This is a genomic window from Bradyrhizobium icense, from assembly GCF_001693385.1.
Taxonomy (GTDB): Bacteria; Pseudomonadota; Alphaproteobacteria; order Rhizobiales; family Xanthobacteraceae; genus Bradyrhizobium; species Bradyrhizobium icense.
This window is the reverse complement of the sequence record NZ_CP016428.1, coordinates 4626444-4647155: the sequence shown is the minus strand read 5'-3', so window position 1 is coordinate 4647155 and position 20712 is coordinate 4626444. Positions and strand designations below refer to the sequence as shown.

Annotated in this window: 28 protein-coding genes and 1 pseudogene; 19 read left to right on the top strand and 10 right to left on the bottom strand. The window is 63.6% G+C overall.

The annotated features are described in order from the left end of the window. Positions 1-215 precede the first annotated feature (215 nt). Positions 216-401 (top strand): hypothetical protein, encoded by a 186-nt coding sequence (locus LMTR13_RS21955; protein ID WP_065729645.1) that lies wholly within the window; start codon positions 216-218, stop codon positions 399-401. 118 nt (positions 402-519) lie between these two features. Here LMTR13_RS21955 and LMTR13_RS21950 read toward each other — a convergent pair whose 3' ends face one another. Further along, positions 520-1590, bottom strand: a complete 1071-nt coding sequence (locus LMTR13_RS21950) for a hypothetical protein (protein ID WP_065729644.1) — start codon at positions 1588-1590, stop codon at positions 520-522. A 216-nt stretch (positions 1591-1806) separates the two neighbouring features. Here LMTR13_RS21950 and LMTR13_RS21945 point away from each other — a divergent pair, with 216 nt between their 5' ends. Further along, positions 1807-2568, top strand: coding sequence for an alpha/beta fold hydrolase (locus LMTR13_RS21945; RefSeq protein ID WP_065729643.1), 762 nt, complete (start codon positions 1807-1809; stop codon positions 2566-2568). A 161-nt stretch (positions 2569-2729) separates the two neighbouring features. Here the strand turns inward: LMTR13_RS21945 and LMTR13_RS21940 are convergent, their stop codons facing one another. Continuing rightward, positions 2730-2963, bottom strand: a complete 234-nt coding sequence (locus tag LMTR13_RS21940) for a DUF6894 family protein (protein ID WP_065729642.1) — start codon at positions 2961-2963, stop codon at positions 2730-2732. A gap of 322 nt (positions 2964-3285) precedes the next feature. On the opposite strand from LMTR13_RS21940, the gene LMTR13_RS21935 reads away from it, so the two are divergent. The 4 genes from LMTR13_RS21935 to LMTR13_RS21920 all read left to right on the top strand — a co-directional run bounded on the left by LMTR13_RS21935 (position 3286) and on the right by LMTR13_RS21920 (position 5210). Further along, positions 3286-3639 carry a hypothetical protein gene (locus LMTR13_RS21935; RefSeq protein WP_065729641.1) on the top strand — a complete coding sequence of 118 codons (354 nt, stop codon included), beginning with the start codon at positions 3286-3288 and terminating at the stop codon, positions 3637-3639. A 180-nt stretch (positions 3640-3819) separates the two neighbouring features. Then, positions 3820-4410: an NADPH-dependent FMN reductase gene (locus tag LMTR13_RS21930; protein WP_065729640.1), complete on the top strand. Its 591-nt coding sequence runs from the start codon at positions 3820-3822 to the stop codon at positions 4408-4410. Positions 4411-4559: 149 nt separating this feature from the next. Next, positions 4560-4910 (top strand): hypothetical protein, encoded by a 351-nt coding sequence (locus tag LMTR13_RS21925; protein ID WP_065729639.1) that lies wholly within the window; start codon positions 4560-4562, stop codon positions 4908-4910. Between the two features lie 120 nt (positions 4911-5030). Continuing rightward, entirely contained in the window at positions 5031-5210 is a 180-nt protein-coding gene (locus LMTR13_RS21920) for a hypothetical protein (RefSeq protein WP_156795719.1), read from the top strand. Between the two features lie 114 nt (positions 5211-5324). On the opposite strand, the gene LMTR13_RS21915 is transcribed toward LMTR13_RS21920, so the two are convergent. After that, on the bottom strand, positions 5325-5549 hold the full coding sequence (locus tag LMTR13_RS21915; RefSeq protein WP_065729637.1) for a hypothetical protein: 225 nt from the start codon (positions 5547-5549) through the stop codon (positions 5325-5327). Between the two features lie 125 nt (positions 5550-5674). Between LMTR13_RS21915 and LMTR13_RS21910 the strand changes: the two genes are divergently transcribed. Then, positions 5675-5854 carry a hypothetical protein gene (locus LMTR13_RS21910; RefSeq protein ID WP_236843048.1) on the top strand — a complete coding sequence of 60 codons (180 nt, stop codon included), beginning with the start codon at positions 5675-5677 and terminating at the stop codon, positions 5852-5854. A 119-nt stretch (positions 5855-5973) separates the two neighbouring features. Further along, positions 5974-6426, top strand: a complete 453-nt coding sequence (locus LMTR13_RS21905; RefSeq protein WP_065729636.1) for a pyridoxamine 5'-phosphate oxidase family protein — start codon at positions 5974-5976, stop codon at positions 6424-6426. A 37-nt stretch (positions 6427-6463) separates the two neighbouring features. On the opposite strand, the gene LMTR13_RS21900 is transcribed toward LMTR13_RS21905, so the two are convergent. After that, a complete protein-coding gene (locus tag LMTR13_RS21900) occupies positions 6464-7369 on the bottom strand; it encodes a ketopantoate reductase family protein (protein WP_065729635.1) in 906 nt (301 codons plus the stop codon). Positions 7370-7674: 305 nt separating this feature from the next. Here LMTR13_RS21900 and LMTR13_RS21895 point away from each other — a divergent pair, with 305 nt between their 5' ends. Beyond that, on the top strand, positions 7675-8181 hold the full coding sequence (locus LMTR13_RS21895) for a septal ring lytic transglycosylase RlpA family protein (RefSeq protein ID WP_065729634.1): 507 nt from the start codon (positions 7675-7677) through the stop codon (positions 8179-8181). A 3-nt stretch (positions 8182-8184) separates the two neighbouring features. Here LMTR13_RS21895 and pdxY read toward each other — a convergent pair whose 3' ends face one another. Further along, entirely contained in the window at positions 8185-9033 is an 849-nt protein-coding gene (pdxY, locus tag LMTR13_RS21890; RefSeq protein ID WP_065729633.1) for a pyridoxal kinase PdxY, read from the bottom strand. Between the two features lie 110 nt (positions 9034-9143). Here pdxY and LMTR13_RS21885 point away from each other — a divergent pair, with 110 nt between their 5' ends. The 6 genes and pseudogenes from LMTR13_RS21885 (at position 9144) to LMTR13_RS21860 (ending at position 13579) form a co-directional block, all read left to right on the top strand. Beyond that, the gene (locus LMTR13_RS21885) at positions 9144-9413 is read left to right on the top strand and encodes a DUF2312 domain-containing protein (protein ID WP_065729632.1); all 270 of its coding nucleotides are present in this window, start codon (positions 9144-9146) and stop codon (positions 9411-9413) included. Positions 9414-9726: 313 nt separating this feature from the next. Continuing rightward, positions 9727-9996, top strand: a complete 270-nt coding sequence (locus LMTR13_RS21880) for a hypothetical protein (protein WP_065729631.1) — start codon at positions 9727-9729, stop codon at positions 9994-9996. A 297-nt stretch (positions 9997-10293) separates the two neighbouring features. Then, positions 10294-10862 (top strand): annotated as a pseudogene (locus LMTR13_RS21875) (FMN-binding negative transcriptional regulator). 224 nt (positions 10863-11086) lie between these two features. Continuing rightward, complete coding sequence (locus tag LMTR13_RS21870) at positions 11087-11794, top strand: ROK family protein (RefSeq protein WP_065729630.1); 708 nt, start codon at positions 11087-11089, stop codon at positions 11792-11794. Positions 11795-11939: 145 nt separating this feature from the next. After that, on the top strand, positions 11940-12962 hold the full coding sequence (locus LMTR13_RS21865) for an SH3 domain-containing protein (protein ID WP_065732878.1): 1023 nt from the start codon (positions 11940-11942) through the stop codon (positions 12960-12962). Between the two features lie 356 nt (positions 12963-13318). Further along, positions 13319-13579, top strand: a complete 261-nt coding sequence (locus LMTR13_RS21860) for a PepSY domain-containing protein (protein ID WP_065729629.1) — start codon at positions 13319-13321, stop codon at positions 13577-13579. Positions 13580-13620: 41 nt separating this feature from the next. Here the strand turns inward: LMTR13_RS21860 and LMTR13_RS21855 are convergent, their stop codons facing one another. The 3 genes from LMTR13_RS21855 to LMTR13_RS21845 form a co-directional block, all read right to left on the bottom strand. Then, a complete protein-coding gene (locus LMTR13_RS21855) occupies positions 13621-13971 on the bottom strand; it encodes a zinc ribbon domain-containing protein YjdM (protein ID WP_065729628.1) in 351 nt (116 codons plus the stop codon). Positions 13972-14108: 137 nt separating this feature from the next. Beyond that, positions 14109-14282, bottom strand: a complete 174-nt coding sequence (locus LMTR13_RS41770; protein ID WP_187399379.1) for a hypothetical protein — start codon at positions 14280-14282, stop codon at positions 14109-14111. Between the two features lie 204 nt (positions 14283-14486). Beyond that, positions 14487-14924, bottom strand: a complete 438-nt coding sequence (locus LMTR13_RS21845; RefSeq protein ID WP_065729626.1) for a VOC family protein — start codon at positions 14922-14924, stop codon at positions 14487-14489. A gap of 209 nt (positions 14925-15133) precedes the next feature. Here LMTR13_RS21845 and LMTR13_RS21840 point away from each other — a divergent pair, with 209 nt between their 5' ends. Together LMTR13_RS21840 and LMTR13_RS21835 are read left to right on the top strand one after the other, a co-directional pair. Next, positions 15134-16054: a DMT family transporter gene (locus LMTR13_RS21840; RefSeq protein WP_065729625.1), complete on the top strand. Its 921-nt coding sequence runs from the start codon at positions 15134-15136 to the stop codon at positions 16052-16054. A 248-nt stretch (positions 16055-16302) separates the two neighbouring features. Further along, the gene (locus LMTR13_RS21835) at positions 16303-16971 is read left to right on the top strand and encodes a hypothetical protein (RefSeq protein ID WP_236843047.1); all 669 of its coding nucleotides are present in this window, start codon (positions 16303-16305) and stop codon (positions 16969-16971) included. Positions 16972-17017: 46 nt separating this feature from the next. Here LMTR13_RS21835 and LMTR13_RS39470 read toward each other — a convergent pair whose 3' ends face one another. Then, entirely contained in the window at positions 17018-17176 is a 159-nt protein-coding gene (locus LMTR13_RS39470; RefSeq protein WP_083219128.1) for a DUF3096 domain-containing protein, read from the bottom strand. 131 nt (positions 17177-17307) lie between these two features. Between LMTR13_RS39470 and LMTR13_RS21830 the strand changes: the two genes are divergently transcribed. Both LMTR13_RS21830 and LMTR13_RS21825 read left to right on the top strand, forming a co-directional pair. After that, positions 17308-17925 carry a DMT family transporter gene (locus LMTR13_RS21830; RefSeq protein ID WP_236843046.1) on the top strand — a complete coding sequence of 206 codons (618 nt, stop codon included), beginning with the start codon at positions 17308-17310 and terminating at the stop codon, positions 17923-17925. A gap of 88 nt (positions 17926-18013) precedes the next feature. Beyond that, the gene (locus LMTR13_RS21825) at positions 18014-18439 is read left to right on the top strand and encodes a hypothetical protein (protein ID WP_156795718.1); all 426 of its coding nucleotides are present in this window, start codon (positions 18014-18016) and stop codon (positions 18437-18439) included. Positions 18440-18582: 143 nt separating this feature from the next. Here LMTR13_RS21825 and LMTR13_RS21820 read toward each other — a convergent pair whose 3' ends face one another. After that, positions 18583-20652: an ATP-dependent helicase gene (locus tag LMTR13_RS21820; protein ID WP_065729623.1), complete on the bottom strand. Its 2070-nt coding sequence runs from the start codon at positions 20650-20652 to the stop codon at positions 18583-18585. Positions 20653-20712 lie beyond the last annotated feature (60 nt).

Below are 20712 nucleotides of genomic sequence, written 5' to 3'. Positions count from 1 at the left end.
ATAGCAGGCGGAAGATCGGCTTGATATTCGGGGAGATTGCGTACGGGATATTACGGGGGCCAGCGACCTCAGACGGAACCGCTTGGTCCGTAGACTTATCCTAAAATTATCTGCTGCGGCAGGAGGAACGAGATTTTCGGTTCGGCCGTTTTCACGAGCAAGCCGCGACAAATCGAGACGCTGCGGCGAGGACTGGTGCAACCCGGGAGAGCGACATGATGTCTGAAATGCAGATCCATACGATTGCACGCCAGATGATGGAGAAGCACGGTCTCACCGCGATCGCGCAAGCCGCACACAACGCGCAGGCTTGCGAGAGCAAGGGCGACGTCGATGAAGCCAGGGAGTGGCGTCATATCGAAGACGCCATGAAGCTGATGCGAGGTCCGCATCAGAGCTGAGGGTCGATAGACTTCAACGCATCCCGTCGTCCTTCGAGGCGCTACGCGCTCCTTCTCCTTCGGAATAAGCGCGAATGAGCCTATTCCTGCGAACGGAGATTGAGTCAGTTCGTCGGTCTTACCGCAGCGGCATCGGCGGGCGGACCACCGGCTGGCCGTCATCAGCCATCGTTTGCTGCGGCGGCAGCGGCGCGGGGGCGGCGGCTGGCGGCGGAGGGGGGACGTAGGCGGCTTGAGCCGGCGGATAGGAAGCCGGCTTCGGCTTCCGGACAGGCGCGCCAGGCGCATTCGCAGATCGGGGCGGCGGCGGCGCGGCTGTTACTCTCGGGCGAAAATTCTGTTCAGGGCGGACCTCGGCAGCCCGCGCTTCCGAAGCTTTCACTTCGGCGGACTTGGCAAGATCACGCGCCATTTGCGCCTGGCTCGCCTTGAGCTGTGCGATGGTGGCTTTGAGCTCCTCGACCTGCTGGCCCATCGTGGCGAGATCCTGCGCCATCGATTGCAACTGGGTCGATTCCGCGGAGGGAGCAGCCGCGGCAGTAGCAGTGGGTTCGGGTTGAGCCGGTGCTGCCGGTTCGGCCGTGGCCTGATCGGTTGCGGCGGTCTGATCGGTGGCGGCGGCCGGAGCGGCCGGCGCGTCCGGTTGCTCGGCGATGTCGGGCTTGGCCGCCGAGGGCAATGCCGCCAGCACGAAGGGCGGCGCCCACTCGACGGCCATCGCCTTGGCCTGATCGCCATATTGCTGCCAGGCGGCGGCGCCAATGGCGCCGACGAGGGCCAACAGCGCCATCACCGCGCGCTTCACCCATTTGGCCATTGGCCGCTCGCCGGCGGGTCTTAGGCCATCCAGTTTGATCTCCTCGCCCGGTCTGATGTTGTCGATCTCAACATCGCGCATGTCGGTTGCGCGAAAAGTCGGTTCGACCTGCGGGGTTGGCGCGCTGACCGAAATCGCGGGCGCGACGTGAACCTGCGGCTCGGCCGCGGCTTGGACTTGCGGCTTGGCCGCGGCTTGGACTTGCGGCGCAACATGGACCTGCGGCGCTACCGGATGGACCTGCTGGGCGGCCGAAGGCGCGGCCGGATCGTGGGCCAGCGGTGGCGCCTTGTGGGCGTGCGCGGCCAGCACCGTTTCGATCGCAAAAACGTCGTGCGGATCAGCCTCTTTCAGCGTCGGCGTGGATTGCATTGGCGGTCCCTTACTCAGTCCAATGTCGCCCGGATCGGGGCGGCGAGCGTGCTGCGTTGCGTGGAAAACCTCTGCCCAAGCCGCCACACGGCCAGCGAGGTTTGACCAAAGCAAGGCGAGAGCGTGGAGAGGTTGGGGCGCCACGGCTCCTACCGCGGGGCTGGAACCCGCGCGCCGAGATCATATCTGCAGGCGGCCGGGCCCAGGGGGACTTGCATGCCATTTGCCGTTCATCGCGGACACAGAATTCATTACACGGTGGAGGGCGAGGGGCCGCTGGTCGTGCTGCAGCACGGCCTGCTGATGGACGCCGGAGCGTGGAAGCAGGTCGGGTTCGTCGATGCGCTGACCGACGGATACCGCGTTGCATGCGTGGACTCGCTCGGCCATGGGTTGAGCGACAAGCCTTCCGGGAGCGACCACTACCGTCAGGAGCACCGGGCCGGCGGCATCGTGGCCGTGATCGACGATATCGGCTGCGCCAGCGCCCATCTGGTCGGACACTCGATGGGGGCGTGGCTGGGCGTCGGTGTCGCGAAATATTATCGGCCGCGGTTGTCGTCGCTGGTGCTAGGCGGCTGGGATGTCCTGAACGGTCTGCCGCCGACAAGCCAGGGGCCGCTGCAGTTCAGCGCTTTCATGAAGTTTGCGCGGCTGACGGCACCGCATCTGACCCGATGGGTCACGACGGAATCAGAGCCTGGCGTTCGGGCCTGCTTCGAGGCGCTCGGTCAACTCGACGGCGCGGGCAAGGCCGTGCTGGACGCCGGTTTCCCATTGATGATCTGGGAGGGGCAGGGCGACCCCGCGCACGACCGGCGAAAGACGTTCGCCGATGACAACGGCCTGCCATTTTTGTCGACCGCCGGCGATCACCTTGGAATGGTGTTCGTCCATGGCGCGGAAAGCGCGAAGGGGATACGGAGGTTTCTGGACCTGGCGCAGAACGGGCCAAGCGCGCGGTCGGTCCCGCGTTAGAGGACAATACCTGCAGCGTCCGGCCGATGCCTGGCGCGCCACTTTGGACCGGGACCGCGCATATAATGCCGCTCGGGACGGTAAGGATCGCAGGCGCACTCGATCAGGCGGTGCCAACGCGTCATGATCGCACCCAGACGGCGAAGCAGCATGGCAGCCTCTCAGTGCAGCTTGCCAAGCACGAAGGCGAAGGGCAGAACGAAGATCTCGTCGTCGAGATCGTCGCTGACATGCACGACCCAGTCGCGCCAGTCTTCGGCGTCGCGTCCCATGATCATCGAGCGGACGATGCAGGCGGCGCGGTCGCGCGCTTCCGCAAGGTCGCTGACGGCTTCGCCGGATCGGTCGATCCGGACTTCCCGGGAGTTGGAGCAGTGGAAATAGACCTGGGTCATGTCGGGCCTCCTGTTGCAGGCGTCTGCATTGTTAGTTGCAGACTAGCCGGACAAGGTTCTGGCGCTCTGTGATGCACCTCACTGCCGCTACTTAAGATTTTATTAAGACTGTAGTGGTCAAACTTTAGGCATGGAATCGCAGCGGAACCGGACCTCCCGAGCCGGCAGTTGCAAGAGAAGGTCGGCGGCGTAACGCCCGCCGGCCTTTTCTCTTTGCCCGCGACAGGCGGGCCGTCGTCCTAATCACGGCGCTGTGAATTCGTCCCCGGAACAGCATCCTACCTCGCCCGTTCGCTCTTCATGTTCACATGGAGAATGAGCGATGACAAAACTGACACTGCTCGGCGCGGCCGCCATCCTTGCGATGGGGCTCGCGACGCCTGCGATGTCGCAGGAGGCGACCCAGGAGCCCGGCATGATCGGGTTCACCCACCCGAACTCCGACTATCTGCTCGGCGGATACGGCGTGCGCACGCCGAGCCGCCATGACTACAGCTACTACTACGGGCCTCGCGTTTATTACGGCCCGCCCGTGTATCACCGCCCTGCCTATGTCGGCGGACCGGTTGGCTTGGCTGCCGGCGTGGCGGCTGGCGCAGTCGGAACGGCGGCCGCGATCGCCGGCGCGCCGTTCGTCGATTCATATGCCTATTATCACGAGCCCGGTTATTGGTAGAGCCGGACTACCAACAGCAAAAAAGCGGCCGCAAGGCCGCTTCTTTGTTGGCTATTTGCTCTTCAGGCGGTGGCTACATTCATGATGCGGCGGCATTCGCGGACAGCTCTGGCCTTGCATGAGAAAGGCCCGCATGGTTCCAGTGTCTTCATCATCCAATCTCTTAGGGGCTGAGGTCTCATGAGCAACCGCATTCTCGTCCTTTACGGCTCTTATCGTTCCGACCGCATGGGCATTCGTCTTACACAATTCGTCGTCGAGGGATTTCGCGCGCGCGGCGATGATGTCGAACTGATCGATGCCAAGGCGATCGGCCTGCCGATGCTGGACCGGATGTACAAGGAATATCCGAAAGGCGGCGCGCCCGCGGCGCTCGAAGAACTTGCGGGAAAGATCCGCACCGCCGACGGTTTTGTATTCGTCACCGGCGAATATAATTGGGGCATGCAGCCGGGGCTGAAAAACCTCACTGACCATTTTCTCGAAGAATGGTTCTGGAGGCCGGCGGCAATTGCGAGCTATTCGGCCGGCCGCTTCTCCGGCGCACGCGCCGCACTCGCCTGGCACGGCACGCTTTCGGAAATGGGCATGGTGGTGATTTCGAGCTCGATCGCGGTCGGGCCGATCGCGCAGACGCTGAGCGAAGACGGCAAGCCTATGGGCGAGGGCGGCAAGGCGCTCGAACACGCGTTTCCGCGCTTCGCCGATGATCTCGTGTGGTGGATGGAGGCGGCACGGGCGCAGCGGGAGCGGAAGAAGCCGCCATATTGAGAGCGGCCCCGAATGAAGCGCAATGTTGGCGAAAACGTACCCACTTTTCGCCACGGCTGGACAGCAGATTGCGAATTGTCTGCCACCTTCCGCCTTTCACGAGCCGCCGCAGGCAGCTGGTCCATTTGCTTCATGCACGGGTAGAATTGATGTCGCCAACCAAAGCGCGCTGCGCTCTGCTCATTCTCGCGTCCATGGTCGCGCTCTCCGGCCCGGAGGCTGTCGCGCAGAATCTCGATCAGGGCAAACCGGCGTCGAAACTGTTTGCCGAAGGTTGCGCGTCCTGCCATCGGAGCGCGCGCGGGCTCGCCAAGGGCCGCTTTCGTCTCTCGCTCTATCTGTTCCTGCAAAAACACTATGTCAGCGGTTCCAGCTCCGCCTGGGCGCTGTCGTCCTATCTTGAATCCATCGACAGCGGAAAGCGCGTCGCGGCGAAGCCACAGGCGGCGGCCGCGTCGCGATCATCGATGCGTCCGCCGGCGCCGGTGCCGGCGCGATAGGCCGTGCGCGCCGCCATCGCTTGCTCACGGCAACGCTGCGAAATCTCCCCGACGTGGCCATCTTTTCGACTTTTGCCGGCATAGCATCGTGAACATGCGCGGTGGCGGGGAGTAATGATCATGGTGGTGGCCGAACTTCAGACCAAGGTAGAGAAATACGAGAGCAGGGCCGGCAGTTGCGAAGCCAAGGCCAAGGAGGCCACGGACAAGGCACAGCAGGCCTTCTACGAGGGACTGGCCGGCTACTACGCGAGCCTGGCGACAGATTTCCGCAAGATTCTCGAAAAGCGGACCGCGTAGGCGGCACGATGTGGTAGGGCGGATTAGCGTCAAGGTAATCCGCCATTCGTTGTCACGCGAACAGACCGGCGATTACGCTAGCGCTCATCCGCCCTGCGATTTGCATACGCGCGATCACGCGCCGCCGATTGCGCGCGTGATCGTTCCGCTGCCGCCGCAGTTCGGGCAGGGCGCGCCGCCGATGCGGCCCTTGCCGTGACATTCGGGGCAGATGTCGTCGCCGGTGCCGGGCGTTCCGGGAGCTGCTTCATCGCCTGGATTGAGCATTGAATTGGCCGCCTGCATCTGGGCGTTCGAGCGCTTCTTTGTGCTTTGCGAGTTTGGCGCCTTGTTCCGCATGGTGCGTGCCTCCTTGGGAGATTTGCGACAACGCCCTTGCGGGGAAGAAGGTTGCGAGGGATGCGCAACCTTCGCCGCTGCAAAAGCGTTGGCACGGCATGACGGAACATCCGACGATGCACCCCATGACGGACTTCAATCCATCCGAGCCCGCCGTCCTGCACGACCGCGCGAGCGACCAGATCGTCACCTGGATCGGCGATGAGGCCGACGACTTCCGCCGCTCCAGCCGTGCGCGGGCCGACGGCTCGGTGGCGTGGCGGGAATATGTATTCGACGGCTGGGGGAATGTGATGGGTGGGTGAGAGCGCCATCCGCCGATCCGTCGCGAATGACGTATCGCCCAACGAGGTTGACGCGCATCAACATCATCGTGCGAGCCGCCGGGTATCGTTTCCACGGAAACCGGATACGGAGGCGCTCGATGGACGATGCAATCAGACAGAAAATCCAATCGCTGCTGGATTCCCACCGTACGATGCGGATCGCGACGTTGCGGCCGGACGGCTGGCCACAGGTGACGACCGTCGGCTATGCCAACGAAGGTTTCGCCATCTACTTCCTCTGCGGCCCTGACAGCCAGAAGGCCGCGAACATCGCGCGGGACGATCGGGTATCGCTCGCGATCGATGACGATCCAGCAGAGGTGATGGAGATCACCGGCCTTTCCATGGCGGCGCGGGCCCGCGTGGTGACCGAGGCGGCCGAGGCCGAGAAGGCCATCGGCCTCCTGATGGCGCGGTATCCCGAGCAGAAGGCCATCGGCCTGCCAATGCCGAAAGCTTCCGAGGTTCGGCTGTTTCGCCTGGCACCGACGGTGATTTCCTTGCTCGACTATTCGAAAGGGTTCGGCCACACCGACCTCGTGACGTGCTGAGCGAAGAAATGGTGGACTACGCCGACGCTAATCCGCCTTACGCCCGACGTCCTTCCTTGCCGCGCTCCGCGAGCTTCACCATCACCTGCAGCGCCTGATTGGTCGGCGTCGCGATGCCGAGCTCGGCGCCCTTGCGCACCACATGGCCGTTGAGAAAGTCGATCTCGCTGGGCTTGCCGCGGGCGAGATCCTGCGCGGTGGACGACATCTGGTTCGGCATCATGGTGGGGATGTTCAGGATATGGTCGATGAAGTCGTCTGGTATCGAGACGCCGCTGGCGCGGGCGACGGATATCGCTTCCCGCACCGCGCTGGTGACGACATCGCGCGTGCCCTCGACCTGCAGCATCGGCCCGTAGGAAATGCCCGCCACCGCGGACAGTGCGTTGAAGGCGCAGTTGATGATCAGCTTGCTCCACAGCGTCCGGTCGATATCGTCGGCGATCGTGACGCCGATGCCGGCGGCCCGAAGCATCTCGGCGAGCGCTGTGCTCGCGGCCGAGGGGCCGATGGCGAGATCGCCGCCGCCGTGATGCCTGACATGGCCGGGCCCGGCCATCTCGCTGCCGACATAGACGACGACGGGAATGACGGCGTGGCCGACGACGGCTGACAGACGCTGTGCATTGTCGACACCGTTCTGCAGGCTGAGCAGGGATGTTTCCGGCCGCAGGCGTCCGGCGAGCGAGCGGCCGGCCTGTTCGGTGTCGGCCGATTTCACGCAGACCAGCACCAGATCGGGCGCGGCGAGGGCCCTCGTGTCGGTCGCGGCGCGGGCGGGCAGGTGCTCCCTGAAACTCGTGGTGTCCAGCAGCAGGCCATGGGCGTTGATGGCATCGACATGCGGCTGCCGGCCGATGAACGTCACATCATGGCCGGCCTTGAGCAGCAATCCGCCGTAATAGCATCCGACCGCTCCGGCACCGACGACTGCGACCTGCATGGTTTTCACTCCCGTTCGGCTGAGTGGGTCGGGTAGCTGATCTGAGCCGATGCCGCAATTCCGCGACTGACCTCGAATTCCTGTGACCCAATCACCACACCCGACCCGAATTGCGTCGAGGAAGCCGTGCCTGATCGGGTCCGGCCACGCTTCCGCCCGGATTCAGTCCCGCCATTGCCGCGTGTTGGTTTTCGGCTTGGGCTGGGGCGCGAGCGGGGGATTGCAACATGTCTTCCATTGGCTGCATCAGTACTTCGTGCGTCGACGTCCGGGCAAGCCGGACTCAATTTGAGGCGCGATCAATCATGGCCGTGCGCGCAGGGAAATTCGTGCGGCCGCTTGCTGTCACGCTGGGAGCGGCGTTGCTTGCGGCTTGCGCGCAGTCCTCGGTCGTCACCCAAAAATCCGAACTTCGCGCCAGCCGACAGGCGTCGCTCGATCAGGATCGAACGACATCGTCCATGATGAAGCGGCGCGTCGCCGCCGTCAGAAAGCACACCGCGTCGCGCAGGGATGCAGGCCGCGTCAAGACGGCCTCGCATGGGATTGCCAGCTTCTACACCGAGGGAACGAAGACCGCGAGCGGCGAAAAGTTCAACACGCTCGAAATGACCGCCGCCCATCCGACATTGCCCTTCGGCACCAAGTTGCGCGTGACAAACCTCGCGAGCGGTCGGTCGGTGATGGTACGGGTCAATGACCGCGGTCCCTATGTTCAGGGCCGTATTGTCGACGTCTCCTATTCCGCGGCCGACGCGCTGGGAATGGTGGGGAAGGGTGTTGCCAAGGTCAAACTCGACGTCGTGCAGTAGCGGCTACAGGCTGATCGCGATACATTCGAACTTGCGCTTCGGATGCGTCATCAGTTCTGCGCTCTCGACGATGCGCATTTCCTCTGTGCCGCTGGCGGCAGTGCGCTCCAGCACGGCGAAGATGGCCGACGCCGCGTGGCTGAGCGCTTCCGGCGTGCCGGCGCCGCGGAGGCGGGCGGCAACCAAGAGCGCGGCAAAGAGATCGCCGGTGCCGTTAGGGCTGATGGCAAGCTTTGGCGTGCGCACGCGAAAGGCTTGCGCACGCTCGACGGCGAGCGTCTCGATCTCGCCTTGCGGCGTATCGGCCAGCTCGGCGCTGGTGACGACGACCGTCCCGCGCGCCATGAACGCGCGGGCTGCCTTCAGCACCTGATCGATCGAAGCTGCCTTGGTACCGCACAGCCATTCGAACTCGAAATGATTGGGCGTGATGATATCGGCGAGCGGACACAGAAGATCGCGCACCAGCGGCGGGATGTCGTTCTGGACGAACAGGCCGCGGTCGCGATCTCCGAGCACGGGATCGCAGCAATAGCGCAGCGTGGGATTCTTCGCCTTGGCGCGCGCGACGAAATCCGCGACCACGTTGGCGTTGTCGGCGGAGCCGAGATAGCCCGATAAAATCATCTGCGCGCGATCGACCGCGCCGCGCTCTTCGATCCCGCGCAGGAGATCGGCGAGCAGTTTTGCTTCGAGCACACGTCCGCGCAGCGTCGGATAGCCTGGCCGGTTGGAAAGCAGCGTGGTCGGCACCGCCACCACGTCGATGCCGTGCATCTGCATCGGAAACACCGCGGCGCTGTTGCCGACATGGCCGAAGGCGACCTGCGACTGAATCGAAATCACGTTCATGCGGATAAATCTGGGGAAACCCGAATTGCCGGGGCGGGAACCTGCCGAGGTTAACACATTGGTTATTTGTTTGCGGGCATTTTCACGGCCTCATTCAAAAGGGAGTCACCATGTCTGACGTCACCATTCCCGGCGGCCGGATCCGTTCTTTCGTTGAGCGGGTCGAGAACATCGACAGCGAATTGCAGGAGCTGAACGAGCAGAAGAAGGAAGTGTTTTCGGAGGCCAAGGGCGAGGGGTTCGACGTCAAGATCCTGAAAGAGATCATCAAGCTGCGCAAGCAGGACCAGGACGAGCGCGACGAGCGCGAAAGCCTGCTCGATCTCTACATGCGCGCCATGGAAACCGCGCCGGCGGAGAAGGAAGCGAAGGCGGCGTGATGCCGCCGGCACATTGCTGAATACGACTTTGCCTTTCGTGATGGCCGGGCATAGCCGTCCAAAGGACGGCGTCGCTTGCGCTCGCCTATGCCCGGCCATCCGCGCCTTTTGTTTCATCGCGCAATAGCTTAGCCGCCCGGTGATTTCCCCGGCTGCAATGCGGCGAATCCCCAGCGAACCTTCACGGCTCCTCATGCGACCAACGGCCGGTTCCGCATTCTGCCATCGCATGTGTGCATTGCAACAATGAACTATTGCAGCGCAGCAAAATGACTATTAGGTCCGTATTTCAAGTTACCCATGGAGAATTGAAGTGAAGAAGATTTCCCTGTCCATCGCTGCCGCCGCTCTGCTCGCGATCCCGGCTGCAACTGGCGCTGTCGCGGCCGAGTTGCCGGCCTATGAAAAGGCGGGCTTGCCGGTTTCGGCCGTGCAGGTTCAGGTGCTGGGTGCCGAAAACGTCCAGGAAGTGTCGCCGGTCGCCGCGTCGGCCACGCCCTTTCAGCTCAGCGTGCTGACGCCGCGGGGCAAGATCGCGACCGCACAAGGCAAGATCGAAACCACCGGTCGCGCCGTTCGCTGAGCACAGCCGTTTGATCGGCTCGCCGACTGAGCGTCTTGCCCAAGTTTCAAAAGCCCGCGATGTCGTCGCGGGCTTTTTCGTGATGAGCGCATTCTCCGCGACATCCGCGCGCAAGCACGAAGCAAACGTGTTGTTAAGAACTGGTCCGCGCTGATTTCTCGCGATTCCGATTCGTTCTTTGCGAACAAAATGGAGTCGGATGAAGAACAAGGCTGTGTGCTGGGCTCGGACCGATGACCACCAGGTGAGAATAGGCTAGCCTCGCTTGAGCCGACTACTTCCAGCGAGCGCTTGGCCATGCATATTCTCCGTCCCCAGTTTCGCATCGAGGAGAGCCGCGCGCTCGCGTTTGCGGCAGAGCGCGGCTTTGGCGTGATCGTCGCCGCCGACGTGCGCGGCCCGCGCGCCTCGCACGTGCCGTTTGTCCTCCAGCGCCGCGACGATGGCGTGATCGTCCAGATCCAGCCTATGTCTCCAACGACTGGTATGCCTCGCGCGACAACGTCTCGACCTGGCTCTACGAGGCCGTGCATCTCTCTGGCGTCGGCTACTTGCGTGAGCGCGACGAGAACCGCGCCCACGGCGACGCGCTGCTCGCGGCCGCCGAGGCGCGCCTGCCGAAACAGCCCTGGGACCTCGCGCGGATGGAGCCCGCCAAGCGCGAGACGATGCTGGCCTCGATCCGCGTCATCGATCTCGTCGTCGATGAGATCGAGGGCCAGTCAAAACTCAACCAGCACAAGAGCGACGACGATCATGTGGCGGTGGCGAACCAGTTGGCGCGGGCGGAGGAGACGGGGAGCAGAAGGCTCGCGCGGAAGATGAGAGCGTTGCGGCCGGAGCTGGGGTATGACGTTGAGCAGTAGCGCGGATGAGCCAACGGGTTGAGCACGACATCCGTGCTACGCAAGCACCAAGCAAGCAAACGCGTTGTTAAGAATTGGCTCGCGCTGATTTGCAGGATTCCGATTCGTTCTTTGCGAACAAAATGGAGTCGGATGCAGAACAAAGCTGTGGTGCTGCTTGTCTCTCTGCTTCAGGTGAGTATCGGCTGGAGTTATGATCATCCGGCCGAGCAGGACGCGAATTCATGACGAAGAAAACGGGCAAGCGTGCATCGCGACATACGGTCCTCGTGATCGACATCGGTGGTTCGCGGGTGAAGGTCATGACCGACAAAGAGCGAACCAGGCGCGCGTTTGCGTCCGGTCCCGACCTTTCCGCGAAGGTGATGGTGAGGAGGGTCAAGGCGCTGACGAAGGACTGGTCCTATGACGTCGTCGCAGTCGGGTATCCGGGACCTGTGGTCAACAACCGGCCCTTGTCGGAGCCTCACAATCTCGGTCTCGGGTGGGCCGGTTTCAATTTCGAAAAGGCCTTCGGCCGCCCGACGAAGGTCGTCAACGATGCGCTGATGCAGGCGATCGGCAGCTACCAGGGCGGCCGGATGCTGTTCCTGGGCCTTGGGACTGGTCTTGGCTCCGCGATGATCGTGGATGGCGTTCTGGAGCCGATGGAGCTCGCTCACCTGCCGTACCGCAACGGCAAGACGTTCGAGCAATGCGTCGGCGCCGCAGCCCTCAAGCGCGTTGGCAGGAAGAAATGGCAACGCGCGGTCGATGACGTCCTGAAGCGTCTGCTCGCTGCACTGGAGCCGGATTACATCATGCTGGGCGGCGGAAACGCCGACAAGGTCGACAAGCTGCCGCGCAAGGTCCGCGTCGGCGCCAACACCAACGCGTTCGAGGGCGGATTTCGGCTTTGGAAGAAGGGTGCGGTCAAGCCCCGTCGTCGATGAGATCGAGAGCCAGTCAAAGCTCAATCAGCACACGAGCACCGCGTCTCGCGCCTGCGAGACGCCTGCTTTCTTTGGGCTAACGCGGTCACTCCTCTGGGAACGCCTGTTTCGCTACGGCGTTCCGACTCATGAGGAGGAACTCGCCATGAAACTGAGAGGGTTGTTTTTCGCAGCAGCCATGCTGCTGATGCCGGCCGCCGCACTGGCGGCGCCGGGCATCGTCACCACCACGGTCAGCCTGAAGGCAGGGCCCGGTGAAGGCTTTCCGACGGTCGACCGCATTCCAGGCGGCGCCCGCGTCAACATCCACGGGTGCTTCAGAGGCAAGGCCTGGTGCGATGTGAGCTGGTCGGATGATCGTGGCTGGGTGTCGTCGCGATATCTCCAATATCTCTACCGCAACCGCTACGTCTATCTGCCTGACTATGTCGATGAGATCGACGTTCCCATCGTGCCGTTCGTGCTGACCTCGTACTGGTCAAGCCACTATGCGGGACGTCCCTGGTATCATCGCCGCACCCACTGGAGCGGCTACTGGCGATCGCATGAGCGTGTCGCGACGCGGTTGACGATCGACCGCTCGGCGGCCCGGATCGGCCGCGCGGCGGCAGCGCGCGACGCTGCGCTCCCCGAGGCAAGGACGCGTGCAAAGGAGCGTTTCGGTGTCGAGGAGAGATCGCGTGCCCGTGTCGAGGAACGGACGCGCGCAGGTGTGACAGAGCGGAGCCGCGCCGGTGTGACCGAACGCGTGACGCGGGACAGGGACATCACGACGCGTGGCGCACGCGAAGCGCGCGAACGCGCGGCGGTGCAGGACCGCATGACGCGCGAAGACGCGCGGATGACGCGTGAGAACGCGAGAGCGCCCGTGCGCGTGCAGCCGACGGCCCGCGGCCGTACGCAGACGCCGCCGGTCATGGCCCGCGGCCATGACGAACCGCGAGCGGCTGCGCCGCGGATCGAGCGTGCGACGCCCCGCATGACGCAGCCCGATGCAGCGCGCGGCGGCGGTGGCCCGCCGAACGTACGCGCGCAGATGCCGGCCCCGGGCGCTCCACGCGCAGCAGCGCCCGCGATGCCGCAAGGCGGCGGCGCGCCGCACATCGCACCGCGCGGTGGCGGTGGACCGGGCGGTGGCGGAGGCCAAGGTCCGGACAGGCGCCAATGAACGAAAAGCCCGGCCTTGAGCCGGGCTTTTTTTCCTCGACAACTGCTGGCGGCTTGACGGGCCGCTTCGTGGCGCGCGAATGGCGGATTGCGCTTGCGATACTCCGCCCCGCGAACCGCGAACCATTTGTTAGGAATTGATCCGCGCCGATTTGCGCTGATACGATTCGTTCCTTGCGAACAAAATGGACTCGGATGGAGAACAAGGCTGCGGCGTGATTGTGTGGGGAACCGCCACCAAATCGCCCCAACTGCCGAAGTTTCGTGCTGTTTCGCGATATCCAGCGTCGGAACACATTGCCCCTGCCGCTCGTTCTAACTGGCGTAACAGCTCAACGCGTTCGACAGGAGTGCTCCATGCGAAATGTCATCCTTCCAATCGTCACGGCCTTGGCGCTTGGCGCAGCGACACCTGCCGTCGCCTTCGATTCCGGTGACCAGATCTCGATGGAGAACGCGCTCGGCGTCGCGACCGGTCTCGGCGTCATGACGGTGTCCTACACCCAGTTCCAGGGCGATCAGTGGGAGATCAAAGGCCGCGACCGCGCGGGCCGCTGGATGGAAGTCTATGTCGATTCGCGAACCGGCGAGGTGCGCCACATGAATCGCGGATGGTAGTCGCGTTCTTCACCCCCGGCGTAAGCGAGTAGCCCGCATGCTTACGCCTTCTTCACGAATTCCGATTTCAGGTTCATCGCGCCGATGCCGTCGATCTTGCAGGCGATGTTGTGGCCGTCTGCGCCCTCGGTCAGGCGGATGTTCCTGACCTTGGTGCCGCCTTTGACGACCGACGACGATCCCTTCACCTTGAGGTCCTTGAGGACGATGACGCTGTCGCCGTCCGAGAGCGCGTTGCCGTGGGCATCACGCACGCCCGCCTCAGGCGAGGCCTCTGCGGCGGCGCCGGCCTCGGCGCTCCACTCATGGGCGCATTCCGGGCAGACCCACAGGCTGCCATCCTGATAGGCATGTTCGGAATTGCATTTCGGGCAGTTCATCGCATCGTCCATTATCGTCCTTTGGCCATGTCCAGGCGAGGCGCACCGTAGGTTCATGTCCGGGTAAAGCAAGGGAAAATCCCCGGTCCCGAGGCAAAAGGAGCCCGTAGGCGCAATAGTGCAGGGCAGGAGGAACGGCGTAAGCCGGATCACTTGAACAGCGCGAAATAGATCACGTAGAGCCAGCCCAGGATGCCGTGAATGATCGCCCAGAGGATCGAATGGTTGTTGGTATAGGAGATCGCGATGGCGAGCGCCGAGCCGAAACCCACGCCGTATTTCGCGCCCTCGACGCGAACCCCGTAATATCGATTTCCGTTCATGTCGATCCTTCCGATGCCAAACACAAAATCGCGAAAACAACCCCATGCAAAGTAGCGAGCGCAGCCCGGATTGCGGCTTTCCGTCCTACGCTTGCTTGCAAACTGCGACGTGTTCTCGCTCTACGCGTAATGTGCTAGCCAAACAACCCTGCGAGACGCGCTCGCTGACATTGGTCACCCTCCGTCATTGTAGCCGTATTGCACTCAGCCGAGTTCTTGGGCGAGTCCGATGAGAAGCCCTTCAGGCCCGCGGATGTAGCAGAGCCGATACGCGTCTTTATACTGGACTACTTCGCCGACGAGCTGCGCGCCGCGATTGCGGAGCCTTTCAAGCGTCTCGTCGATGTCGTCCACGGCGAACATGACGCGGAGGTAGCCCAGGGCGTTGACCGGGGCGTTGCGGTGATCTGCGACGACAGGCGGCGTGAGGAAGCGGGAGAGCTCGAGCCGGCTGTGGCCATCCGGCGTGCGCATCATGGCAATCTCGACGCGCTGATCGCCCAGCCCAGTGATACGTCCGGCCCATTCTCCTTCGATCGTGGCCCGCCCTTCGAGCTCAAGGCCGAGCTCGCGAAAGAAATCAATCGTCCCTCCGAGGTCTTCGACGACGATTCCTACGTTGTCCATCCGCTTGAGCGCCATGTTTCCAATCTCCAAGGTGTCGCCTGGCAAGTAAGGCGGGTTAGCGAAGCGTACCCGCCGACCTGGTTACTTGGAATGGCGGATTACGCCTTCGGCTAGACTAGTCCGCCCTGCGCTTGCCAGGCGAGCAGGCGGCCTGCGGCGGCGCGCCCGTCAGCCCTGCATGGGCGTGGGTTGAACAGGGGTGTCTGCTGACGTAAGCGTCGGCCATGAACCAGCCGACCAGCGGCGGCGATGCTCCAGCCCAAAAACCTGACGCGAAGCCGGCCCTGCTTGGGGTCGCGTGCGGCGCCGGTGCGGCGCTGTTCTGGGCGCTCGGCTTTGTCGCGACCCGGCACGGGCTCAGGAGCGGCTTCACGCCGCCGGACCTGCTGATGCACCGCTTCGTGTGGTCGGGGCTCGCGTTCCTGCCGCTCGTGCTTCGCGCAGGCATCGCCGATCTCGGCGGCATCGGATGGGGCCGCGCATTGGTGCTGATGGTGCTGGGCGGGCCTGTGATGTCGCTCATCAGCTATACTGGTTTTCTGTTCGTGCCGCTCGGCCATGGCAGTGTCATCCAGCCGTCCAGCGCGACGCTCGGCGGCCTGCTGCTGGCCGCGCTGTTCCTGCGCGAGCGGGTGCCGCCCTCGCGCGTCGCGGGGGCGCTCGTCATTGTCGGCGGGCTTGCGGTGATCGGCGCCGAGTCGATCGGCCATATCGGCGCCGATGGCGTGCTGGGCGATTTGCTGTTCGTGATGACCGGATTGATGTTCGCCGTGTTCGGCACGCTGCTGCGCCATTGGCGCGTCTCCGCGTTCTCGGCCGCCACCGTCATCAGCGTGCTGTCGCTGGCGCTGCTGCCGCTCTATGCGGCCCTCGGAGGGTTCGCCCGCGTGGCGGCGCTGGGCTGGGCTGAAAACGCGCTGCAGGCGTTGGCACAGGGCATCCTGGCCGGCCCCGCCGCGCTGTACCTGTTCGCATTCTCGATCCAGACCATCGGCGTCGCCCGCGCCGCGGTGTTTCCCGCCACCGTGCCGGCGCTGACGATCCTCGCCGGCTGGCTCCTGCTCGGCGAGCCCCCGACCGCGCTGCAGGCGGCGGGACTGGTCACGGTGCTGTTCGGATTCTATCTGGCGCAAAGGCAGCGGTGAGGTGTGTGATGCGATTACGATGACGGTGCACTAAACGGCCCTTCGCCTTCGGCAGATTAAGTGCACCGTCAGCGTAATTCCCGCATCTCGCTGCGCTCATGCGGGCTACGCTGCTGAGGCGCTAACGCCGAATTAATCTGATCAGCCTAAAGTCTCAGCTAGTTCTAGTTGGGTGCCGCGTAAAGGAGCCGTCGCGAGAGACGATCCGGCGACGGCTCTTTTCGTTTACTCATTTGAGGTTATTGCACGTGACCAGTACACCGGAAAAGCAGAGCGAAAGCGAACAACCCGAATCCACGGCGCCGAGCAAGCCATCGACAAAGCAATCGAGCCGGAAATCGATCCTGGCGCTGTCGGTGTTCGCTATTGGAATAAACAGTGCCGCGGCCGTCTATACCATGACGCCTTCCGATTTTGCCCTGCCGACTGTCAGCATGCTGGCCGATCTCGTTCCGCACCAGAAAATTTCCGATCTGATGGCGGATCTGGCTGGCCCCTCATCGAAGGATGTCCAATCGGCGCAGCAGCAGCACGTTGCCGCTCTGCAGGAGAACAGCTCGCTGTTGCAGCAGAACACCGCGCTTCTTCAGCAGGATGCAATTGCGCTTGCTTCTCTACGGCAGAGCGTCGCGGATGAGCAGGTCGTCGTGAAGAAAATATCCGCTCAGATCACGAATGAACATGAAGACGTGAAGAAGATGTCCGCGCAGATTTCCACGCTGATCGCGAAGGTCGACTCGCTGAAAAATGCGCTAAGCCCGGAAGTGACGTCCTCCATTCCAGCACGGCACGCACGCAACCGGCTATCCCGCGTCGTGCGCAAGAAGATGGCTCGGCAGCCGAACTTTGTAGGACCCGTTTCGGTTGGAGGCGCAGTCCTGAGTCCCCCGCCTACCATGCCAGCCCCACAAGGCTAAAAGACAGCAGGGCGAGGCGCGGGGCAGCGGTGCCGCGCTCCCGCACCTATCTGAAGAAGTGGTAGATCCCGTTCAGGCCGAGAAGGCCGGTGACAATCAGATAGACCGCCACTGCGACGCTGACGATACGGGGCGCCATCAGCAGAAACACGCCCGCGGCCAGGGTGACGAGCGGCAGCAGGGGGCTGGCTGCATCGGGATGCATCCGGCGTTTATACCAGATTCGATGGCCCTTGCGCGATCGACCGTGACCTGCCCATGCGCCCACTCAATGGATCGCGCCTCGGTTAGCATCCCGGCAAGTTAAGTGCACTGTCACCGTAATCCTTCCTATTCATGCCGCTCGGCCATGGCAGCGTCATCCAGCCGTCCAGCGCGACGCTGGGCGGCCTGCTGCTCGCAGCGCTGTTCCTGCGCGAGCGGGTGCTGCCGCCCTCGCGCGTAGCGGGGGCGCTCGTCATCGTCGGCGGGCTTGCGGTGATCGGCGCCGAGTCGATCGGCCATATCGGCGCCGATGGCGTGCTGGGCGATTTGCTGTTCGTGATGACCGGATTGATGTTCGCCGTGTTCGGCACGCTGCTGCGCCATTGGCGCGTCTCCGCGTTCTCGGCCGCCACCATCATCAGCGTGCTTTCGCTCGCGCTGCTGCCGCTCTATGCGGCCCTCGGAGGGTTCGCCCGCGTGGCGGCGCTGGGCTGGGCTGAAAACGCGCTGCAGGCGCTAGCACAGGGCATCCTGGCCGGCCCCGCCGCGCTCTATCTGTTCGCATTCTCGATCCAGACCATCGGCGTCGCCCGCGCCGCGGTGTTTCCCGCCACCGTGCCGGCGCTGACGATCCTCGCCGGCTGGCTCCTGCTCGGCGAGCCCCCGACCGCGCTGCAGGCGGCGGGCTGGTCACGGTGCTGTTCGGATTCTATCTGGCGCAAAGGCAGCGGTGAGGCGGGTAACCCTTGAGCCTGAACGAGAGGAGGCCCCGCAGCGACAAAGGTTTATCGGGTTGGTGAGAAAGCATCCCGGCAACTCCGATAAGGAAATCGCTGCCATGGCGACCGAAACGACAAGGCTTCAGTTCTTTGCCGCCCTCGGGCCGTTTCTTGCCTGGCTCTACTGCATCGCGTTTCTCGCCGCCCGGACGGACGGGCCGATTTTCGAGGATGGGCGGTATTGGCTGCCGTCGTTGATGGTCTGCTACGCGTTCTCGATTCTTCCCATGCTCTTTACGGCGTGGGTGGACGGTCGACTGTCAGACAGATGGTGGCGTTCACTCGCCTGTGGCTTGGCGGGCTTCGGAATCGCTTTCGTCCTGTACTACGGCCTCATGCACGAGGGCCCCTCGGCGGCAGAGAATGCGAAGATCTTCCAGCGGGACTGGTTCTACGTGGGACTTGTGTGGGGGTTACCCGCCGTTGTCTGCTCGTGGGTAATGGGACTGACGAACGGTAAGGAGAGCGTAGATGTATTACGGTGACAGTGTCACCGTAATCTCGAAAGCTGCGCGGCGGTCAGGCCCGGATTGTCCGCGGCCGATGTCTGCACGAGCGCTTGAGCGCTTAATCCCATAAACAAGACACAACACAGCACGCCGGCGCGCTTGGCGACGGAAGTAGGCCGCTAACGCCACATGCCGCGCATGCGCTCACGAATATCCATCTGCACGGCTTGACTTGGCGTCGCGCGTGCCGCCGGGGCCGCCGCCGGCCATATCTGCCGATCGAACAGCTTCACCAGATGGTCGGGTATGAACCGCGTCCGCGACGCATAGACATGGCGGTCGCCGCGGGCCTGCTGGCCATGCACGAAGAAGCGCTGCGGCACGATCAGGTGCAGATCGTCCTTGGCGCGCGTCATCGCAACGTAGAGCAGGCGTCGCTCTTCTTCGAGTTCAGCCGTCGTGCCGGCGCCGAGATCGGACGGCATGCAGCCGTCGACGACGTTGAGGGCGTATACCGATTTCCATTCCTGCCCCTTTGCAGAATGGATGGTGGACAGGATCAGATAGTCTTCGTCGCGCAGCGGTGGCCCCGAGCGATCGCTGGTCGCATCAGGCGGATCGAGCGTGAGTTCGGTCAGGAAGCGCTCGCGGGAGGGATAGCTAGATGCGATCTGCTCGAGCTGTAGCAGATCGGCGAGCCGCACCTCGGCATCCTCGTGGATGCGCTCCAGATGCGGGGTGTACCAGTGCCTGATGCGTTCGATGTCGACAGGCCATTCCGAATAGCGGAGATTAGCAAGCGTTTCGACGAAGGCGGTCCAGTCCTGGCCGGCGCGGGGCGGGGTAGGAAGCGCCGCGAGCGCAGAGATCGGATCGGCCATGACAGTGACTTGATCGAGAATGCGCTGCGCGGACGCCGGGCCGATGCCGGGCAACAGATGCAGCACGCGGAATCCGGCGACGCGGTCACGCGGGTTCTCGACAAACTTGAGCAGCGCCAGAACGTCCTTGACGTGGGCGGCGTCCAGAAACTTCAGGCCGCCGAACTTGACGAAGGGAATATTGCGCCGCGTCAGCTCGACCTCCAGCGGGCCGCTGTGCGACGACGTCCGGAACAGAACGGCCTGCTCCCTGAGCCGCGATCCTTCCTCGCGGTTCGCCAGCACCTGCTCGACGATGTAGCGCGCCTGGTCGGCCTCGTCGCGCACGGTGACGAGACGCGGCAGCCGGGCCGAATGGCGCTCGGTCCAGAGGTTCTTGGTGAAGCGTTCCCGGGCAAGCCCGATCACGCCATTTGCTGCGGCCAGGACCGGCTGGGTCGAGCGATAGTTACGGTCGAGCGTGACGATCTCAGCCCGCGGGCTGAAATGGTCAGGAAAATCCAGAATGTTCCTGACGGTGGCGGCGCGAAACGAATAGATCGATTGGGCATCGTCTCCCACCACGGTGAGGCCACGCCCATCCGGCTTGAGCGCCAGCAGGATCGCCGCCTGCAGCTTGTTGGTGTCCTGATACTCGTCGACCATGACATGATCGAACCGGCCGCCGATCTCCTGTGCGATGGTGGGCTCCGATACCATCTGCGACCACCACAGCAGCAGGTCGTCATAGTCGAGCACATTCTGCTTCTGCTTGGCCTCGACGTAACAGGCGAACAGTTGCTTGAGCTCGTCCGCCCATCCCGAACACCATGGATAGTGCTGTCCGAGCACCGTCTCGATCGGCGCCTGCGCGTTCACGCAACGGGAATAGATCGCAAGGCAGGTGCCTTTGGTGGGAAAGCGGGACTCCGTCTTTGAAAATCCGAGCTCGTGGCGCACCAGGTTGAGCAGGTCGGCCGAATCCTCGCGATCGTGGATAGTGAAGGCCGGATCGAAGCCGATGCTCTCGGCATATTCGCGCAGCAGCCGCGCCCCCATGCCATGAAACGTTCCGGCCCAGGTCAGCGCCTCCGTCATGATGCCGGCCTTGTCGCCGAGCACGCGGCGCGCGATGCGTTCGACACGCTGCGTCATCTCGGAGGCGGCACGGCGCGAGAACGTCATCAGCAGCATGCGGCGCGGGTCGGCGCCCTTGATGATGAGATGGGCCACACGATGAGCGAGAGTGTTGGTCTTTCCGGACCCCGCGCCAGCAATGACAAGAAGCGGCGCGCCGACCGTTCCATCCGGGCCGATGCCGTGCTCGACGGCCCTGCGCTGCTCCGCATTGAGGCCTTCAAGATATCGATCGTTGGTTTCAGCGAGCACGAATCACCCCATGTCGATCCGAGAATCGACCGATTCGCAGGTGGCCGCAATCAGCGCTCG

What these genes read in the sequence shown, in the direction of transcription:
- LMTR13_RS21865 (WP_065732878.1), top strand. Translation starts at nt 11,940, where the DNA reads ATGAAACTGAGAGGGTTGTTTTTCGCAGCAGCCATGCTGCTGATGCCG.
- LMTR13_RS21885 (WP_065729632.1), top strand. Translation starts at nt 9,144, where the DNA reads ATGTCTGACGTCACCATTCCCGGCGGCCGGATCCGTTCTTTCGTTGAG.
- LMTR13_RS21940 (WP_065729642.1), bottom strand. Translation starts at nt 2,963, where the DNA reads ATGACCCAGGTCTATTTCCACTGCTCCAACTCCCGGGAAGTCCGGATC.
- LMTR13_RS41770 (WP_187399379.1), bottom strand. Translation starts at nt 14,282, where the DNA reads ATGAACGGAAATCGATATTACGGGGTTCGCGTCGAGGGCGCGAAATAC.
- LMTR13_RS21895 (WP_065729634.1), top strand. Translation starts at nt 7,675, where the DNA reads ATGGCCGTGCGCGCAGGGAAATTCGTGCGGCCGCTTGCTGTCACGCTG.
- LMTR13_RS21825 (WP_156795718.1), top strand. Translation starts at nt 18,014, where the DNA reads ATGGCGACCGAAACGACAAGGCTTCAGTTCTTTGCCGCCCTCGGGCCG.
- LMTR13_RS21840 (WP_065729625.1), top strand. Translation starts at nt 15,134, where the DNA reads ATGAACCAGCCGACCAGCGGCGGCGATGCTCCAGCCCAAAAACCTGAC.
- LMTR13_RS21950 (WP_065729644.1), bottom strand. Translation starts at nt 1,590, where the DNA reads ATGCAATCCACGCCGACGCTGAAAGAGGCTGATCCGCACGACGTTTTT.
- LMTR13_RS21955 (WP_065729645.1), top strand. Translation starts at nt 216, where the DNA reads ATGATGTCTGAAATGCAGATCCATACGATTGCACGCCAGATGATGGAG.
- LMTR13_RS21900 (WP_065729635.1), bottom strand. Translation starts at nt 7,369, where the DNA reads ATGCAGGTCGCAGTCGTCGGTGCCGGAGCGGTCGGATGCTATTACGGC.
- LMTR13_RS21925 (WP_065729639.1), top strand. Translation starts at nt 4,560, where the DNA reads ATGTCGCCAACCAAAGCGCGCTGCGCTCTGCTCATTCTCGCGTCCATG.
- LMTR13_RS21855 (WP_065729628.1), bottom strand. Translation starts at nt 13,971, where the DNA reads ATGGACGATGCGATGAACTGCCCGAAATGCAATTCCGAACATGCCTAT.
- LMTR13_RS21845 (WP_065729626.1), bottom strand. Translation starts at nt 14,924, where the DNA reads ATGGCGCTCAAGCGGATGGACAACGTAGGAATCGTCGTCGAAGACCTC.
- LMTR13_RS21870 (WP_065729630.1), top strand. Translation starts at nt 11,087, where the DNA reads ATGACGAAGAAAACGGGCAAGCGTGCATCGCGACATACGGTCCTCGTG.
- LMTR13_RS21905 (WP_065729636.1), top strand. Translation starts at nt 5,974, where the DNA reads ATGGACGATGCAATCAGACAGAAAATCCAATCGCTGCTGGATTCCCAC.
- LMTR13_RS21915 (WP_065729637.1), bottom strand. Translation starts at nt 5,549, where the DNA reads ATGCGGAACAAGGCGCCAAACTCGCAAAGCACAAAGAAGCGCTCGAAC.
- LMTR13_RS21830 (WP_236843046.1), top strand. Translation starts at nt 17,308, where the DNA reads ATGCCGCTCGGCCATGGCAGCGTCATCCAGCCGTCCAGCGCGACGCTG.
- LMTR13_RS21935 (WP_065729641.1), top strand. Translation starts at nt 3,286, where the DNA reads ATGACAAAACTGACACTGCTCGGCGCGGCCGCCATCCTTGCGATGGGG.
- pdxY (WP_065729633.1), bottom strand. Translation starts at nt 9,033, where the DNA reads ATGAACGTGATTTCGATTCAGTCGCAGGTCGCCTTCGGCCATGTCGGC.
- LMTR13_RS21945 (WP_065729643.1), top strand. Translation starts at nt 1,807, where the DNA reads ATGCCATTTGCCGTTCATCGCGGACACAGAATTCATTACACGGTGGAG.
- LMTR13_RS21910 (WP_236843048.1), top strand. Translation starts at nt 5,675, where the DNA reads ATGACGGACTTCAATCCATCCGAGCCCGCCGTCCTGCACGACCGCGCG.
- LMTR13_RS21930 (WP_065729640.1), top strand. Translation starts at nt 3,820, where the DNA reads ATGAGCAACCGCATTCTCGTCCTTTACGGCTCTTATCGTTCCGACCGC.
- LMTR13_RS21920 (WP_156795719.1), top strand. Translation starts at nt 5,031, where the DNA reads ATGGTGGTGGCCGAACTTCAGACCAAGGTAGAGAAATACGAGAGCAGG.
- LMTR13_RS39470 (WP_083219128.1), bottom strand. Translation starts at nt 17,176, where the DNA reads ATGCATCCCGATGCAGCCAGCCCCCTGCTGCCGCTCGTCACCCTGGCC.
- LMTR13_RS21860 (WP_065729629.1), top strand. Translation starts at nt 13,319, where the DNA reads ATGCGAAATGTCATCCTTCCAATCGTCACGGCCTTGGCGCTTGGCGCA.